Raw genomic sequence first — 16,949 nt, 5'->3', positions numbered from 1 at the left:
TTCAATGTGTTACAGTTATAATGGGAGTGATTATATGCCAATCATCGCAAAAATATCTGTCCAAAAGCATAATAAAGAGCGCTATAGTATTTTTACTGATTCAGGGAAAGGAGAGGAATACGCCTTTTCAGTTGATGAAGACGTCTTAATCAAGCACGGGCTGAAAAAAGGAATGGAGCTTGATGATTTGTCCCTGACTGAAATTCTTTTCCACGATGATATCCGAAAGACCTATAATCAAGCCATCCAGTATCTTTCCCATCGGATGAGGTCGGAAAAAGAAGTGCGGGCTCATCTGCAAAAAAAGGAAATTGCGGAGCCAGTCATCAATGAAGCGATCCACAGGCTATACCAATTCGATTTCCTCAACGACAGGGAGTTTGCGACTGCTTATTTAAGGACGCAGGTCAATACAAGCGACAAGGGTCCATCCCTGATCAGACAAGAATTAAAAGAAAAGGGAATCGCCGGTGCACTCATCGATGAAACAATGGCCGAATATGCCATTGATGCACAGATTGAAAAAGCGATAAAAATAGGAAGCAAATTCGCTGTCAAAAATGTGAGGGACTCTTCAAGGATTTTAAAGCAAAAGCTTGAGCAGCTTTTATTGAGAAAAGGATATCCCTTCAGTATTATCTCGATTGCACTTGAAGAAGTTGTGGTTGAAAAACAGGATAATGCCGAAATGGAGGCACTGTCCTACCAAGGCGAAAAGCTCAGGAAAAAACATTCAAAGCTTTTGGGTTATGAATTCCGGAGGAAAATAAAGCAAGGACTTTATCAAAAAGGGTTTCCTATAGACTTGATCGATCGATACCTCGACAGCATCGAGGACGAAGACTAGCGAAAATAAAAAATCATGACAATGCGTCATGATTTTTTGAAGCGAATTTTTCACTTCGATTTCAATAACTGTTCGGCTCAGATAAAATTCCTTGCGCCAACGTTCCCGCAAGATGCCGGCAAGCCCCAAACAAGAGATGGCTTTATCGCTTTTTTGATTCGATAATAATTTCCTTTTGATCAAGCTGAGAAAGAATGATTTCTGCAACCTCGTGTGGAGAACGGAAACTTTCGGGATTTTCAACATGGCTGCTTCCTTCCCAAAAAGGTGTATTCATGCCGCCCATATAGGCAGCGACAAATTGGATACCGGTTCCTTCGTACTCTTTTTGCAGGCTTTCGGTAAGTCCACGTAAGGCGAATTTTCCGGCACAGTAGACTGCTTCATTCTTCTTTCCCCGAAGGCCTGCAGTAGAGATAATGTTGAGGATCAGACCCTCGCCTTTTAACTCCAAATAAGGCAGCAGCGCCTTGGTCATAAACATAGGGCCATATACATTCGTTGAAAAACCGTCTTCAATATCTTTGTCCCTTGACTCGGTGAACGGGCCGAAAACGCCAATCCCAGCATTATTGATAAGCCCGTACAAGTCGAATGACTTATTCAGTACAAGCATTTTTTCTTTAATGTCATCGTGGTTGCGTACATCGAGCACCAGCTCGGATGCGCTGCCGCCAGCTTGTTCGATTTCTGTCCGTACCCCTGCCAGCTTCTTGCTATGCCTGCCCGCCAATACGATGTGGTATTCTTTTTGTGAAAATAAAAGAGACAGCTCTTTTCCCAGCCCTGTCCCTGCACCTGTAACAATAATAGTTTTCATGAAGTTTGCCTCCTTTTGCGTTGCCTTCTTTATTTATACCTCAAAATTGAGTATCATGAAACATAGAAGAATCAGGGAGTGAAAAAAATGTCTCAAGATAAGCGCTACAGCAGATTTACGGAATATGAATTACAGCAAGAGATTGCCTCTCTCCGCGAAAAGGCAAGGAAAGCCGAACAGATGGGCATGTTGAATGAATTAGCTGTTTTGGAGCGGAAAGCCGCCATGGCAAAAGCATATTTACTGAACCCGGAAGATTTCCTGCCAGGAGAGCTTTACCAGGTAGAAGGAGACCATGGTGCGTATTTTAAAATAAATTATATCAATGGAGTATTTGCTTGGGGTTACCGTTTAAATGGTAATGGAAAAGAAGAGGCGCTGCCCATCAGTCTTTTGAAAAAACTGGGGCTTGGCCAGGATGGACCTGGGCATTTGCCCCAGTAAAATTTCAGACTGCCATTCAGTTATTTTTTCGGGATCGCACTGTCATCTTCCCGATGGGAGGATGCATACATTCTTTCCTGTGGATGCGTATTAATGGTTCCATCCGCCCTTTTTGAAGCATATTCGGATTTTGCGCGCGGCTGTCCTTCAAGCCGGTTTCCGTTGAAGTCCGGGAAATTCTTTGCTTTATTCCGCATGGCTGCCTCCTTGACCGGGTAGTAGTTAGTTACGTGAAGATGAATCATTCACGCCAGTATTAGTATCCGTAAGTTGAAGAAGCAATATCACCAGCCATTGCACTCAAATAATGCCAATGAGGTGACAAAAAGTGAACGACTATCATGAACGGCTGGCCAATCTTTTGCTGGAGAAAAACAATAGTATCTCTCATAACCAGGCGCTGACATGGGTGGAACTGTTGTGGGATGATTTTGAAACCACTTCTGCCAAAGCTGGTAGGGAGTATCAAGGCAGCGAAATGACAGAAAAAGTCGTCCGCCAGTGGATCGAGCATTATGGTGAAAAGCTGCATGAATTCGTAGCCGAAAATCCTAAGTACAAGCACTATTTGGAAGAGGATGAAAAAAAGCTTCATTAAGAAAAGCGATGCCAATCGGCATCGTTTTTTCTGTCTTGCAAACATCATCAGCTAGGCAGGATATTCAGTTTCTTGCGGAGCTTTTCTTCACTGTAAATCCAGCCGGTGTAAGAACTGATTATTTTCAAGTCCTTATCAAGGTTTACGACTGCGACAAATGGATAGTGCCCATTGCTGCGGTAGCGAAGGTCGATAAACCTTACCTCATAATGGTCGGTGTGATCATCCATTTCCCAGCGATAAACGGGAGAAAAAGATAAAAATGCTGACAGGTTCTCATCTTTTCTCGCGGCTTTCAGAACGGGAGTTTCAGGGACGGGCACCCGGTCAAACTGGTCAAGTATATTCACCTCGTCACGATGGGCCCTTCCGACAAAAAATTGATGCCTGTTCATGACTGCGATTCTCCACTGGTGGTATCGCATTGTAGGGGCAACGATAATTTCCGTTGCATCTGGAATCATGTCTTTGACAATCTTTACGAGTCGCTGCTGATAAATATACCGGTTGATATAGTATGAGAAAAGCACGGCATAAACAGCCAGGAACGTAAATCCGGGATCGGCGCCAAAAGCCCATAGGAAAAGTCCGGCTACATGGAGCCCGAATATGAATGGGTCAAACGTATTGATGATTCCCAGGGCTACCCATTTTGATGAAAACGGCCGCAGGGCCTGCGTTCCGTATGCGTTGAAAATGTCGACAAAAACATGAAAGAAAACAGCAATTTGTGTCCACATCCACAAGTGGAGGATGTTTGCGTCCTGATAAAAGAGAAAAATCAATCCGGTAATCAAGAGCGGCCACAGGATAACTGCGGGAATCGAGTGGGTGACCCCTCTATGGTTACGGATATAAACAGCATTGTTCCTTAGTTTTAAGACTGTATCAATATCAGGTATTTGTGAGCCAATAATGGTGGCGGCAAGGACGCTGCTGGCTGTCGCTGGATCGCTTGCTACGACAGGATCAAGTGTGGCAAGTCCGCCAAGCGCCAGTCCCATTACGACATGTGTTCCGGTATCCAATGAGAAAACCCCCTTTTCGGGATTGATGAAAAAATGGAATGTATTATTCCTTGCCATTATAAAAAGTATGGTTTACGTTAAGTTACAAAAGCGGGAATAACGTTAATATTATATTCCCTAATATGCAGTATGTTTAACACATGGAGGAGCAAAAGGTGAAGAATAAACAGTTGGAAAATTTGAAGGGAATGGATATCAAGGCCTTTCAGGATGATTTAATTGGCTGGTTTTCCAAGGAGCAGAGAGATTTGCCTTGGCGGAAAGACAGTGACCCTTACAGGGTATGGGTTTCGGAAATCATGCTGCAGCAGACAAGAGTTGATACCGTCATCCCTTATTTTACTCGCTTTATGGAACAATTTCCATCGATTCGCGCACTGGCTGAAGCGGATGAGGAAAAGGTGCTGAAAGCATGGGAAGGGCTCGGCTATTATTCAAGGGTGCGGAATCTGCAAGCGGCAGTCCGTGAAGTAAACGAGAAATATGACGGGAATGTTCCGGACACACCCAAAGAAATTTCCTCGTTAAAAGGGGTGGGGCCATACACCGCTGGTGCAATTTTAAGCATTGCCTATGGGAAGCCCGAGCCTGCAGTTGATGGAAATGTAATGAGAGTCCTTTCAAGGATCTTGCTGATATCAGAGGATATCGCCAAACCTGCTGCGAGAAAAATTTTTGAAGCATCAGTGAGAGAGTTGATTGACCATAGTAATCCTTCGTATTTTAACCAGGCTTTAATGGAGCTTGGAGCGTTAATATGCACTCCGACTTCCCCGTCATGTCTCCTTTGCCCGGTCAATGAATATTGCCAGGCGTACCATGATGGAGTCCAGCAGGAGCTTCCAGTTAAGTCTAAAAAGAAAAAGCAAAGGGCTGTTGATTTGGGAGCAGCTGTCCTTGTTGACCAAGAGGGCCGTTTTTTAATCTGCAAGCGCCCGGGCGAAGGGTTGCTTGCCAATCTGTGGGAATTCCCTAATACAGAAGTAAGCCCGGCATTTCCAGGTGAGCGCAGGCAGCTTGAGGACTATATTTCAGGCCTGTATGAAATGGAAATACAGGTTGCAGTGCTGCCGGAAAGAATTCAGCATATTTTTACACATCTTATATGGAATATCCTGGTTTTTACTGGCGGGCTTCCGGAAGACTTTGAGAAATCGGATCATTACCGCCTTGTGTCTCCTGAAGAATTGAAAGATTATGCTATGCCTGTTTCGCACCAAAAAATATTGAAGCTCTATTTGGACAGTATTAAAACGCCGTAAAGCAAGATCGCGGCGTTTTTTCATTTTTAATCGTAGGTTGGTTTTGTTCCATGGGTGTAATCGGCCTCGTTACGGCCTATTCCGCCGCGTTTTTCAATTTCTTCAACAATCTGGCGGTGAAGGGACTGGCCCTCGGCATTTAAATAGGGAACTACCTGCTGCAAGGAATGGTGGAAGAAAGCAAGCTCGCTTTCCCTCCATTCGCTCTTGGACATCATCGTCAATTCGGTTAAGTCGCGGCCTACATACACATCCATCATCCTTTCTGCATTCATTTTTTACAGCCGGTGTATTTGCTAACCGGGCGCTTTCGCTTTTCATTGTCCAGCTCCAGCGCCCAGCGCCTAGTGGACTTCGCCCACCTCCCTACGACGAAGCACAGGATGTGCGAGTAAGGCGTTGCGCACAGGACGTGCGCGCCCTTAGCGTTATAAGTCAACATTGATTCGCTAGCGCTCATTGTGTTTCCTTTATCTCGTGCCGGCGTGCTCCAGTCCATACGCTGCTAACCGGGCGCTTTCGCTTTTCTTCCCACATAGTTTTATCTCCTCATTGTCTTATATACCTAGAAAAGCTACAATAAAACCACTAAGAGTAGAAAGGAACAGAGATATGCAAAAAGTAGCACTTGTTACAGGGAGCAGCAGGGGAATCGGCAGACGAATTGCCCTTAGGCTGGCGAAAGAAGGATATGACATTGTTGTCAATTACGCACGGAGCAAGAAAGGCGCTCTTGAAACTGCAGGAGAAATCGAAAAGCTTGGCAGGAAAGTCCTTGTGGTTAAAGCTAATGTCGGGGATGTTTCCAAGATTAAACTAATGTTTGAACAAATCGAAGAAGAATTCGGCAGACTTGATATCTTTGTCAATAACGCTGCTTCAGGGGTACTTCGTCCGGCGATGGAGCTGGAGGAGTCACACTGGGACTGGACGATGAATATAAACAGCAAAGCCCTTCTTTTTTGCGCTCAGGAAGCTGCAAAGCTGATGGAAAATGCAGGCGGCGGAAAGATTGTTAGCATCAGTTCACTTGGCTCAATCCGTTATTTGGAAAACTATACAACAGTGGGTGTCTCGAAGGCTGCGCTTGAAGCGCTGACAAGGTATCTCGCTGTCGAGCTGGCACCGAAGAATATCAGCGTCAATGCAGTGTCTGGCGGAGCAGTCGACACGGAAGCTCTTTTGCATTTCCCTAATCGGGAAGAGATGCTGGAAGAAGCTAAGAAAAAGACTCCTGCAGGACGAATGGTGGAAATTGATGACATGGTTAATGCAGTCATGTTCCTGCTTGGCAATGAAGCCGGCATGATTTGCGGGCAGACAATCATTGTGGATGGCGGCATTTCACTGCTTGTATAGGAAGCGTCTAAGCTGTTTGTGATCCTTCCGAAAATTGGTAATGGGATGATTGGATACCATCACCGCGACTTGGTTACATTAATAGTCGTGGAGGTGATAACGATGGCAAAAAGACCAAATCAAACCCAATCCGGCACTAACGCTCAGGAAGTACGTCAGCAAAACAGCCAAGCTTCCCAAGGCGGCCAATTCGGCACCGAGTTCGCAAGCGAAACTAATGCCCAAGAAGTAAAGCGCCAGAACCAGAAAGCTGAGTCTAACAAGTAACGGTTGCTGGATAATTTCGCCGAAGCTAATATCATAACCACAGCGCTCTCCCTTGTTAGGGAGGGCGTTTTTTTTATGGTTCCAGAAAATACATATTTTGACTAACATTAGTGATATATCGACCAAAGCCATCTCCTCCAACCACCACAGCAGATTGATGGGTAATGACTTTAACGTGCTTTCGACAAAGGTTCCTACCTGTCAACAGAACTAGTCAAAGGGTTTTGTCTCAGAAGGACGAAATACATAACGTGAAAATAAATTACAGGCGGTGGGGAACTATGGATCAATTTAATGACTTGGTTTCTGTTCAGATGAGGACAATGGAGAAGCTTCTTTATCTGCAGTCAGAAATTGAACGCTGCCAAAAGGTCGAAGAGGAGCTTGTCTCGTTAAGGGAGGAGACAAAGCTTGAGGAAGTCAGGGCGGTTATTGACAGGATGAAGGATGAACTAACTGATATCCACAGGATGTTTGAAGAACAGACGGAAGAGGTAATCCGTTCCTATCAGGAGCTAAGCTTTTCGGCCCGTTGAGTACCTCGGACAGAAAATATCCATATTTTACAGGGCCTCGTTAACGAAAAACGCGGCTCTTTTGTTTTAAATTCTCTCATGAACCGTTATAATAATAAAAAATGGAAATGTTGTCTTTTGTCGTTTAAAAATTTTTTGAGATAACTATAACACGACAGGTTGCAAAAGCTTGTGAAAGGAAAGTAGGGGAGAAATGATGGGCGCACCCGTTGAAGGTGAATCATTACAAATACATAGCTATAAACATGATGGGCACATCCATAGAGTTTGGGAGCAAACAACCGTACTAAAGGGAACCCAGAGCCTGGTAATTGGCGGGAACGACCGGACTGTTGTTACAGAGTCAGACGGAAGAACCTGGATTACACGTGAACCTGCAATCTGTTACTTTCATGCCGAGCACTGGTTCAATGTGATTGGAATGATTCGGGAAGATGGAGTTTACTATTACTGCAATATTAGCTCTCCTTTTATTTTTGACGGGAAAGCATTGAAATATATTGATTATGACCTCGATATCAAAATATTTCCTGATATGACCTTCAATCTTCTGGATGAGGATGAATATGAGCGCCATCGCAAAGAAATGCAGTATCCCGAAGTAATCGACCAGATCCTTAAATACAATGTCGACAAACTTATTTATTGGATCAGGCAGAGAAAGGGTCCGTTTGCACCAGACTTTATCGACACATGGTATGAGCGCTTTCTGACGTACAGGCGCTAAAAACCGCCATGCTTTATGCTCTGCATCAGTGTTACCTGTTGAATTTGCTTCAACAGGTTTTTATTTGGCTGGCATGCTGCCGGCCAGGGAAAAGAGGAGAGTGTTTTGGGTAGCATATATAGATATCTTAAGTTCGTCAAACCCTACAAATGGCAAATTTTCGGTACGGTCCTCATTGGGATTCTCAAATTTGCGATTCCACTGATGATCCCGCTGTTAATCAAATATGTTGTTGATGACGTGATCGGGAACGCTGGGATGACCCAACCGGAAAAAATAGACCATCTGGTTATGGTAATGGGAATCATGATTATCATTTTTGTGGTACTCCGCCCGCCAATCGAATATTATCGCCAGTATTTCGCGCAATGGACATCGAGCAAGATTTTGTACGATATAAGGGATGAACTTTTTACCCATCTGCAAAAGCTCAGTTTCAAGTATTATGCGAAGACAAGGGCCGGGGAAGTCATTTCCAGAGTGATAAACGATGTCGAGCAGACGAAGTCTTTTGTGATAACAGGCTTGATGAACCTTTGGCTCGATGCGGCAACCATCCTCATTGCAATAGCAATCATGTTTACGATGAATGTCAAACTGACTATTGTATCTCTCGTACTGTTTCCTTTTTATGCTTTTTCCATCCGCTATTTCTTTGGAAATCTTCGCAGGCTGACACGAGTACGTTCCCAGGCACTTGCCGAAGTCCAAAGCTATTTGCACGAACGTGTAGCGGGAATGCCAGTCATCAAAAGCTTTGCCATAGAAGAATATGAACAGGAACGTTTTGACAAACAAAATAGCAATTTTTTAAAAAAAGCGTTGGACCATACAAGCTGGAACGCCAAAGCATTTGCGGTAGTCAATACAATTACAGATGTGGCACCGCTGATTGTCATTGGCTATTCTGCCTACGAGGTCGTTCTTGGAAACTTGACCATCGGGACAATGATGGCGTTCATCGCCTATATTGACAAGCTATACAATCCGCTTCGGAGGATTGTCAATTCATCGACGACAATCACACAGTCAATTGCATCGATGGACAGGGTATTTGAATTCATGGATGAAAAATACGATATCGAAGACGCTCCCAATGCTGTTGAACTAAAGGGTTTCAATGGAAACGTCACTTTTGACAATGTCAGTTTTGCCTACTCTGAAGAGGAGCAGCCGGTACTGAAGAATATTAGCATCGATGTGCACCGCGGCGAGACAACGGCGCTTGTCGGCATGAGTGGCGGCGGGAAATCTTCTTTTGTCAGCCTGATACCCCGTTTTTATGACGTTTCTGACGGCAGGATCATGTTGGACGGGAAAGATATCAGGACACTTAAAGTCCACTCGCTCCGCAATAAAATCGGGATGGTGCTGCAGGATAACATTCTCTTCAGCGAATCGGTTAGAACGAACATTTTGCTCGGAAAACCGGAAGCAACCGATGAGGAAGTAATTGAAGCGGCAAAGGCGGCCAATGCCCATGACTTTATTTTGTCGCTTCCGGAAGGATATGAGACTAAAGTTGGCGAAAGAGGTGTCAGGCTTTCGGGGGGACAGCGCCAACGGATCGCGATCGCGAGAGTATTTTTAAAGAATCCTCCTATCTTGATTCTCGATGAAGCGACATCGGCCCTTGACCTTGAAAGTGAGCATCAAATCCAGGAAGCCCTGGAAACACTGGCAAAGGACAGGACAACCTTTATCGTTGCCCACCGCCTATCCACCATTACCCATGCGGACAGGATTGTCCTCCTTGAGCACGGCGAAATTTCCGAAGTGGGAACTCATGAACAATTAATGGCCCAAAAAGGCGGCTACTACAGCCTCTTCCAAGTCCAGCAACTCGAATCATAGAAAAGCGAAAGCGCCCGTAAAACTGCACTATCTTTATAACAAGCAAGAGCCAAAGCGAAACAATGCTTTGGCTCTTTTATTTTGCCAGAATACTATTTTAAACATTTAAAATAATCAGAAAAATATGTAGACTCTTGCTTTCCTTTGCATTAAAATGAAAAAGAACATTGTCCCAGTTTATGTAAGCATAGAAAGGAGTCAGAGAGTGGCTAATACCCCAGTTTTGGATGTTAAACAGCTTAAGACCTCTTTTTTGGCGGATGGCGGAGAAATACCTGCTGTCGATGATGTCAGTTTTTCTGTTAATAAGGGAGAAATCCTCGGTATCGTTGGGGAATCGGGATGCGGTAAAAGTGTGACATCCCTTTCAATTATGAAGCTGATTCCTCAGCCGCCTGGAAAAATTGTCGGAGGGGAAATCTTGCTCAACGGCGAGAATTTGGTGACAGCGGCAGAAAAAAGAATGAGGAAAATTAGAGGCAATGACATTGCGATGATTTTCCAGGAACCAATGACCTCGCTTAACCCGCTGTTCACGATTGGAGACCAGCTTGTCGAAGCCCTCTTGATACATAAGAAACTCGATAAAAGATCTGCACGGCAGCAGGCTGCAGAAATGCTCAAACTGGTTGGACTTCCGAGGGTGGAGAAAATCATGAAGGAGTATCCCCACCAGCTTTCAGGCGGGATGAGGCAGAGGGTCATGATTGCCATGGCGCTTTCCTGTCATCCAAAGGTACTGATTGCAGACGAACCTACCACTGCCCTTGATGTTACTATCCAGGCGCAAATCCTTTCACTCATGAAAGATTTGAATGAAAAGCTCGATACCGCAATCATCATGATCACCCATGACCTTGGTGTGGTTGCCGAGGTTTGCCAGCGGGTGATTGTCATGTATGCAGGCAAAGTAGTGGAAGAGGGAACGGTGGAAGATATCTTTAACAATCCGGGACATCCGTATACGATCGGGCTTCTGAAATCACTTCCGGATATTAGGGGAAAAAAAGGAAGGTTGTATTCCATCCCGGGTAATGTCCCAAGGCCAGGGACCATTACGGTTGGCTGCAGGTTTGCAGCAAGATGCGAACGTGCTGTTGAAAAATGCCTGACAGACAACCCGGAGCTTTATCGAAAAGGAGAAAATCATCATGTACGCTGTTTTTTGCACGAACCGGGAGGGATGAGTCATGAATGATGTACTGCTGGAAGTAGCAGGGCTGAAAAAATACTTTCCGCTCCACGGAGGATTTTTTGGAAAAAAGACAGGCGATGTGAAAGCGGTTGATGATATCAGCTTCTTTGTCAAGAAAGGTGAAACGCTCGGTCTTGTCGGGGAATCCGGCTGCGGAAAGTCAACAACTGGGCGGATGCTGATGCGGCTGATCGAACCGACAGAGGGAAGCGTTCGCTTTGACGGGAAAGAGCTTGTAGGGCTTGGGAGCAAGGAAATGAGGGAGACAAGGAAGGATATGCAAATGGTGTTCCAGGATCCTTTCGCTTCCCTGAATCCTAGGCATACAGTTGAACAAATCCTTGAGGAGCCGCTCATTGTCCATGGAATTGGTACTAGCGCAGAGCGGAAGCAGCGGGTCGGGGAGATGCTCGAGGTAGTAGGGCTCAGCTCTTATCATGCCAAACGATACCCTCACCAGTTCAGCGGGGGACAGAGGCAGAGAATCGGCATTGCCCGTGCCCTGATGACGAATCCCAAGTTGATTATTGCCGATGAACCTGTATCTGCTCTTGATGTATCCATCCAGTCACAGGTGCTGAACCTGCTTGAGGACCTGCAGCAGGAATTTCAATTGACCTATATCTTCATCGCCCATGATCTTGGTGTCGTAAGGCACATCAGCGACCGGGTAGGGGTGATGTACCTGGGCAGGCTTGTCGAAATCACAGACTCTGACAGGCTTTATGAGGAACCGCTTCATCCATACACAAAGGCATTGCTCAGCGCTGTTCCAGTTCCTGACCCTGGGCAGAGGAAGGAACCTGTCCTCCTTACAGGCGATATGCCAAGCCCGGAGAATCCGCCTATGGGATGCGCATTCCATACCCGCTGCCGGGAATGCATGGCTATCTGTTCGGAGGAGAGGCCTGTATTGAAGGAAATTACACCAGGTCATTTTGCGGCATGCCATCTTTATGACTGATTCGGGCATGAACAGGAATGCAGGAGAGCATGGCCGCATAGATGATATACAAGAGCTCCTATGATAGGAAGCTAAAAAAGAACAAAGGGGGAACATAATGAAAAAGCAATTAGGATTAAAGTTGATGGCACTTATTCTCATCCTTTCGATGGGAATCGCGGGCTGCAGCAAGTCGTCGTCCGGGGGAACCAAAAATGAAGGGGAAAAAGGAGGTTCTGGGGGAGGAACGCTTGTATTCGCACGCGGCGGTGATTCCGAATCCCTTGACCCTGCTGTTACAACCGAGGGTGAATCTTTTAAAGTCACTGAGAATGTGTATGAAACACTGATCAACTTTGGTGAACAGGACACGGAAATTGAGCCGGGTCTTGCCGAAAAATGGGAAGAATCAGCTGATGGCCTGAAACACACATTGAAGCTTCGCAAAGGTGTTAAGTTCCACGATGGCACTGATTTTAACGCCGAGGCTGTTGTCTTCAACTTCGAACGCTGGAAAGCAGGAAACAAAGAACGCTTTTATTACTATAATTCTCAATTTGGTGATGTGATCAAGGAAGTAAAGGCAGTCGACGAGCATACAGTCGAATTCACGCTGAACCGTGTGCTTGCCCCATTCTATAAAAATCTTGCAATGTCTCCATTTGCAATCGCCAGCCCTGCTGCTGTCGAGAAGCATGGCGGTAAATTTACGGAAAACCCAGTCGGAACCGGCCCCTTCAAATTCAAGGAGTGGAAGCGGAACGATAAAGTTACGATTGTAAAGAATGAAAACTACTGGAAAAAAGGCCTGCCGAAGCTTGATTCGGTTATCTTCCGTGTCATTCCAGAAAACTCTGCACGCCTGAATGCGTTAAATACAGGTGAAGTAGATTTAATTGACGGTGTCAACTTCAGTGATGTTAAAAGCATTGAAAAGAACGACAAACTGCAGACATTCTTCCGTCCGTCTCTAAATGTCGCTTACCTGGGGCTGAATAATGAGCGCGGGCCTCTGAAAGACAAGAAAGTGCGCCAGGCATTAAACTATGCTGTTGACAAAAAGGCGCTGGTTGATGCGTTCTATGCGGGTGCAGCAGAGCCAGCCGTGAATCCGATGCCTAAAACAGTCGCCGGATACAATGATGCTGTTAAAGACTACGAGTATGACCCTGAGAAAGCAAAGCAGCTCTTAAAAGAAGCTGGCTACGAAGATGGTTTTGAAATCGAGCTTTGGGCGATGCCTGTTGCCAGGCCGTACATGCCTGACGGTAAAAAAGTGGCTGAGGCCATCCAGGCCAATTTTGAAAAAGTTGGGGTGAAATCCAAGATTGTTAGCTTCGAATGGCCGACATATCTTGAAAAAGCAAGGAAAGGGGAAGCGGACGCATTTCTTCTAGGATGGACAGGAGACAACGGGGATGCCGACAACTTCCTGTATGTTCTGCTTGATGAGGACAGCATCGGCAGCAATAACTACGCGTATTACAAGAACCCGAAAGTCCATGAGCTGTTTACAAAAGCCCAGTCCACAAATGACCAGGGGGAGCGGGAAAAGCTGTATAAGGAAGCACAGGAAATCATCAAAGACGATGCTCCATGGGTTCCGCTTGTGCACTCCAAGCCTGCGCTTGCTGGAAAGGCAGAAATCACGGGTTACAAGGCACATCCAACTGGGTCTGATCTATTGTCGAACGTTGAAATGAAAAAATAGAATACCAGGAAAAGGGAGATCAGCAGCTGGCTCCCTTTTCTTCTGAAAATTTAAGAGACTAGCCTTGAAAAGGAGTGAAAGCATGCTCGCATATTCAGTAAGAAGGATTTTTTCCCTTGTACCTGTCCTACTCGGGCTTTCCCTCGTCGTCTTTTTCATGATCAGGGCCATTCCCGGCGACCCTGCGCAGGTCATTCTTGGACAGCTTGCGACAAAGGATGCGGTTGCCGAGCTTTCGAAGAGCCTTGGCCTCGACCAGCCATGGTACGTGCAATATTTTCAGTATCTGGGCGGGCTGCTGAGTGGAGATCTTGGGGAATCGCTTAGGACGAAATCAGCTATTAGCGAGGAGATTTGGCCATATCTTGCCGCAACGATGGAGCTTTCGTTTTTTGCCATGATGATTGCCATTGTGGTGGGTGTCAACGCAGGCATTATCAGCGCATGGTTCCAAAACTCATGGTTTGATTATACTGCCATGATTCTTGCGCTTGTCGGTGTTTCTGTGCCGATTTTCTGGCTAGGCCTCATGGAACAATGGGTATTTTCCTATAACCTTGAGTGGCTTCCAACCTCGGGCAGGGAAGAAGTCAGGAATCCGGTAAATGCAATTACACATCTTTATGTAATCGATACATTGATACAAGGGCGGACTGACCAGCTAGTGGTTGTTTTGAAGCATCTTGTGCTGCCTGCTGTAGCGCTTTCGACAATTCCGATGGCGATTATTGCGCGGATTACGCGCTCGACGATTCTTGAAGTGATGCGCTCGGACTTTATCCGTACAGCCCGAGCAAAAGGGATGAGCATGTTTTGGGTAGTGTACAAGCACTCTCTCAAAAATGCCGTAATTCCAGTCCTGACGGTCATTGGACTTCAGACGGGGCTCCTTCTCGGCGGGGCCATCCTTACAGAAACGATTTTCAGCTGGCCGGGTATAGGGCGCTATATTTACGAAGCCATCGGCTACAGGGATTATCCTGTCATCCAGTCAGGCATTCTGGTAATTGCACTTATTTTTGTCATGATCAATCTGATTGTCGATTTATTATACGCAGCCATTGATCCGCGGATTAAATACCGTTAGGAGGAGACAGCATGGAAATTTTGACGGAAAAACAGCCACAGCCAATCCAGACCGTTAAAGATGAAAAGACAGTCTCGCCATGGCAGGAAGCGTGGAAAAGCTTTCGAAAAAATAAACTGGCTATGGTGGGTGCAGGCATCGTGCTTTTTTTCATTCTTGTCGGCATTTTTGCCCCGCTGCTTGCACCTCAGGGGATCAATGAGCAGGCGATGGCAAAACGCCTTCAGCCACCTTCTTCTCAACATTGGTTTGGAACAGACGACTTTGGCCGCGACATTTTTTCAAGAGTTGTATTCGGAGCCAGAATTTCATTGTGGGTAGGCTTTTTCTCGGTCATTGCTTCGATGGCTGCAGGATGTCTGCTTGGGATTGTGGCTGGGTACTACGGAAAATGGGTGGATGCGGTCATCAGCAGGATATTTGATATCATGCTTGCATTCCCGAGTATTTTGCTGGCGATTGCGATTGTTGCGGTACTTGGCCCATCGCTGCAAAACGCCTTGATTGCCATTGCAATCATTAACATTCCGAACTTTGGAAGGCTAATCAGGTCCCGTGTCCTGAGCGTGAAGGAAGAGGAGTATATAATGGCAGCAAGGGCAGTCGGAATGAAAGACAGCCGCATCCTGTTTCGCCATGTGCTCCCAAACAGTATGGCACCAATCATCGTCCAGGGAACACTCGCCATCGCGACCGCAATCATCGAAGCAGCGGCTCTCGGATTCCTCGGACTGGGAGCAGAGGCCCCCAATCCTGAATGGGGAAAGATGCTGTCAGATGCCAAACAGTTTATGATTGAAGCCCCATGGACAATGATTTTCCCTGGTCTTGCCATCATGCTCACCGTTCTTGGCTTCAACCTAATGGGGGATGGTTTTAGGGATGCTCTCGACCCGCGGATGAAGAACTAAGGGATAAGGTGCTCGACACATCTCTATCATAAAACAGCAACCAATTTAATTGGGCGCTGTTTTTTTATTTGTACTAAAAGCATTCTTCTATCAAATGGACTATTTGAAAGTGCAAAAAAATGATCTCAGTCCCCTGAATCGGGCTCCTGGAAGCAAGCAGGGATCCCGCCCTTACTCGCCAATCCATATAAAAAGACCGGGAATTCTCCCGGCCTGGTTATATTTCTTTTTCTGGGTCAATCTTCACTTCCCGGTCATCCTTGTGGAAGGAGAGGAAGCTGGTGATCAGCCTGTCAAGGTGCTCTACTTGTTCTCCGTATTCCATGATGACGGATACGAGCTGCATAACATGGTACAGGATCGCTCTGTCTGTGTCAGCGAGCTTTTTTTGCTGTTCGAGGAACAGGTTGAACAATTCTTTTTTATCAAGGCATGCCTGGCCATCCATAAAGGTCGCTTCCGGCCGTACTTTTCCGATGAATTTCAGCATGACTTGTTCATGATGGTGAACTAGGCCATCGAGCTGCAGCTGAAGGACCTCCTGGAAGCTTTCCGGGATTTGAGTGTATTCATTTTCATAGCGATGGAGGCGTTTAAGCGTTTCAAGCGCTTTTTTCGTCGTGGTGATCATCTGTCTGTAGACAACCAGTCTGCGTACTTTGGCAATGCTGTTTTTCTTGAAGTAGTCGCGTTCTTCCTTGTACAGCATATACAGCTGGTCAAGCTTGAACGTGCCTTCCTTCAGCGATTCGATATCGGCCTTTAGTGGCTGATGCTCTGAGGCATGCCTTGTGCAAACCCTGATCCATCTTGTAATTTCTTCAGTGAGGGTAGCATTTCGATTGTAAAGCTTGCTTTCATACTTAGGCGGCAGAAAGACGAGATTCACAATGAAAGCAGAAACGACACCTAGAATGATGGTGGAAAACCTGATCACTGCAAACTGGATAAAATCATCGCCGGGTGTCTCCATAATGGCGATTAATGTAACAAGTGAAAGGGAAATTGTGTTTTCCAGCCTCAGCTTCAAGTTCATTGTGATCACAAGAATGGCGGCGAGGCCGACAATGAAAAAATTGTTCCCGAGTGTCAGCACGAATGCCACAGCTGTCAGCGCCCCAATCAGGTTACCCTGAATCTGTTCAATAATGGATAAATAAGACCGATAAATCGTTGGCTGTACGGCGAATATTGCTGCGATTCCTGCGAAAACGGGAGAGGGGAGGTTTAAGATTTCCGCCAGAAACAGCGACAGAATAATCGCAATTCCTGTTTTGAAGATCCTCGCTCCAAGTTTCATACAATGGTTTCCTTTCTTTTGAAAAAAAATCGATGAAAAGTCGGTTTTACTTTTCTCATT

Annotated in this window: 19 protein-coding genes; 14 read left to right on the top strand and 5 right to left on the bottom strand. The window is 45.9% G+C overall.

The window, feature by feature from the left end:
• Positions 1–34: 34 nt before the first annotated feature.
• A complete protein-coding gene (gene recX, locus D1970_RS12715; RefSeq protein WP_119113252.1) occupies positions 35–847 on the top strand; it encodes a recombination regulator RecX in 813 nt (270 codons plus the stop codon).
• A 142-nt stretch (positions 848–989) separates the two neighbouring features.
• Here the strand turns inward: recX and D1970_RS12710 are convergent, their stop codons facing one another.
• Positions 990–1,667, bottom strand: a complete 678-nt coding sequence (locus D1970_RS12710) for an SDR family NAD(P)-dependent oxidoreductase (RefSeq protein ID WP_119113251.1) — start codon at positions 1,665–1,667, stop codon at positions 990–992.
• 87 nt (positions 1,668–1,754) lie between these two features.
• Here D1970_RS12710 and D1970_RS12705 point away from each other — a divergent pair, with 87 nt between their 5' ends.
• Complete coding sequence (locus tag D1970_RS12705; protein ID WP_119113250.1) at positions 1,755–2,111, top strand: YfhH family protein; 357 nt, start codon at positions 1,755–1,757, stop codon at positions 2,109–2,111.
• Positions 2,112–2,131: 20 nt separating this feature from the next.
• Here D1970_RS12705 and D1970_RS12700 read toward each other — a convergent pair whose 3' ends face one another.
• On the bottom strand, positions 2,132–2,308 hold the full coding sequence (locus D1970_RS12700) for a small, acid-soluble spore protein K (RefSeq protein WP_119113249.1): 177 nt from the start codon (positions 2,306–2,308) through the stop codon (positions 2,132–2,134).
• 131 nt (positions 2,309–2,439) lie between these two features.
• On the opposite strand from D1970_RS12700, the gene D1970_RS12695 reads away from it, so the two are divergent.
• A complete protein-coding gene (locus tag D1970_RS12695; RefSeq protein WP_119113248.1) occupies positions 2,440–2,709 on the top strand; it encodes a YfhJ family protein in 270 nt (89 codons plus the stop codon).
• Positions 2,710–2,756: 47 nt separating this feature from the next.
• Here D1970_RS12695 and D1970_RS12690 read toward each other — a convergent pair whose 3' ends face one another.
• Positions 2,757–3,737 (bottom strand): metal-dependent hydrolase, encoded by a 981-nt coding sequence (locus tag D1970_RS12690; RefSeq protein ID WP_119113247.1) that lies wholly within the window; start codon positions 3,735–3,737, stop codon positions 2,757–2,759.
• A gap of 188 nt (positions 3,738–3,925) precedes the next feature.
• On the opposite strand from D1970_RS12690, the gene mutY reads away from it, so the two are divergent.
• Entirely contained in the window at positions 3,926–4,999 is a 1,074-nt protein-coding gene (mutY, locus tag D1970_RS12685) for an A/G-specific adenine glycosylase (protein WP_246370184.1), read from the top strand.
• Between the two features lie 26 nt (positions 5,000–5,025).
• On the opposite strand, the gene yfhS is transcribed toward mutY, so the two are convergent.
• Positions 5,026–5,250 carry a mother cell protein YfhS gene (yfhS, locus tag D1970_RS12680; protein WP_119113318.1) on the bottom strand — a complete coding sequence of 75 codons (225 nt, stop codon included), beginning with the start codon at positions 5,248–5,250 and terminating at the stop codon, positions 5,026–5,028.
• A 361-nt stretch (positions 5,251–5,611) separates the two neighbouring features.
• Here yfhS and fabL point away from each other — a divergent pair, with 361 nt between their 5' ends.
• From fabL to D1970_RS12630, 10 genes are all read left to right on the top strand, one after another.
• Positions 5,612–6,358: an enoyl-[acyl-carrier-protein] reductase FabL gene (gene fabL / locus D1970_RS12675; RefSeq protein WP_119113245.1), complete on the top strand. Its 747-nt coding sequence runs from the start codon at positions 5,612–5,614 to the stop codon at positions 6,356–6,358.
• A gap of 102 nt (positions 6,359–6,460) precedes the next feature.
• A complete protein-coding gene (locus D1970_RS12670) occupies positions 6,461–6,625 on the top strand; it encodes a gamma-type small acid-soluble spore protein (RefSeq protein WP_119113244.1) in 165 nt (54 codons plus the stop codon).
• A 281-nt stretch (positions 6,626–6,906) separates the two neighbouring features.
• Complete coding sequence (locus D1970_RS12665; protein ID WP_119113243.1) at positions 6,907–7,161, top strand: YgaB family protein; 255 nt, start codon at positions 6,907–6,909, stop codon at positions 7,159–7,161.
• Between the two features lie 196 nt (positions 7,162–7,357).
• Positions 7,358–7,888 carry a nucleoside tri-diphosphate phosphatase gene (ntdP, locus tag D1970_RS12660; protein ID WP_119113242.1) on the top strand — a complete coding sequence of 177 codons (531 nt, stop codon included), beginning with the start codon at positions 7,358–7,360 and terminating at the stop codon, positions 7,886–7,888.
• Positions 7,889–7,993: 105 nt separating this feature from the next.
• On the top strand, positions 7,994–9,742 hold the full coding sequence (locus tag D1970_RS12655; RefSeq protein WP_119113241.1) for an ABC transporter ATP-binding protein: 1,749 nt from the start codon (positions 7,994–7,996) through the stop codon (positions 9,740–9,742).
• A 205-nt stretch (positions 9,743–9,947) separates the two neighbouring features.
• Complete coding sequence (locus tag D1970_RS12650; RefSeq protein ID WP_119113240.1) at positions 9,948–10,940, top strand: ABC transporter ATP-binding protein; 993 nt, start codon at positions 9,948–9,950, stop codon at positions 10,938–10,940.
• Complete coding sequence (locus D1970_RS12645) at positions 10,933–11,901, top strand: ABC transporter ATP-binding protein (RefSeq protein WP_119113239.1); 969 nt, start codon at positions 10,933–10,935, stop codon at positions 11,899–11,901. The genes D1970_RS12650 and D1970_RS12645 overlap by 8 nt, the downstream gene beginning before the upstream one ends.
• 97 nt (positions 11,902–11,998) lie before the next feature.
• Positions 11,999–13,591, top strand: a complete 1,593-nt coding sequence (locus D1970_RS12640) for an ABC transporter substrate-binding protein (RefSeq protein ID WP_119113238.1) — start codon at positions 11,999–12,001, stop codon at positions 13,589–13,591.
• A gap of 82 nt (positions 13,592–13,673) precedes the next feature.
• On the top strand, positions 13,674–14,678 hold the full coding sequence (locus tag D1970_RS12635) for an ABC transporter permease (RefSeq protein WP_119113237.1): 1,005 nt from the start codon (positions 13,674–13,676) through the stop codon (positions 14,676–14,678).
• Between the two features lie 11 nt (positions 14,679–14,689).
• Positions 14,690–15,589: an ABC transporter permease gene (locus tag D1970_RS12630; RefSeq protein ID WP_119113236.1), complete on the top strand. Its 900-nt coding sequence runs from the start codon at positions 14,690–14,692 to the stop codon at positions 15,587–15,589.
• Between the two features lie 217 nt (positions 15,590–15,806).
• Here the strand turns inward: D1970_RS12630 and D1970_RS12625 are convergent, their stop codons facing one another.
• Positions 15,807–16,889 (bottom strand): FUSC family protein, encoded by a 1,083-nt coding sequence (locus D1970_RS12625; protein ID WP_119113235.1) that lies wholly within the window; start codon positions 16,887–16,889, stop codon positions 15,807–15,809.
• Positions 16,890–16,949 lie beyond the last annotated feature (60 nt).

It is taken from the genome of Mesobacillus zeae, assembly GCF_003570705.1.
Lineage (GTDB): Bacteria > Bacillota > Bacilli > Bacillales > Cytobacillaceae > Mesobacillus_C > Mesobacillus_C zeae.
Note: the sequence above shows the minus strand (reverse complement) of the source record. Positions and strands in the feature narration are given on the sequence as shown.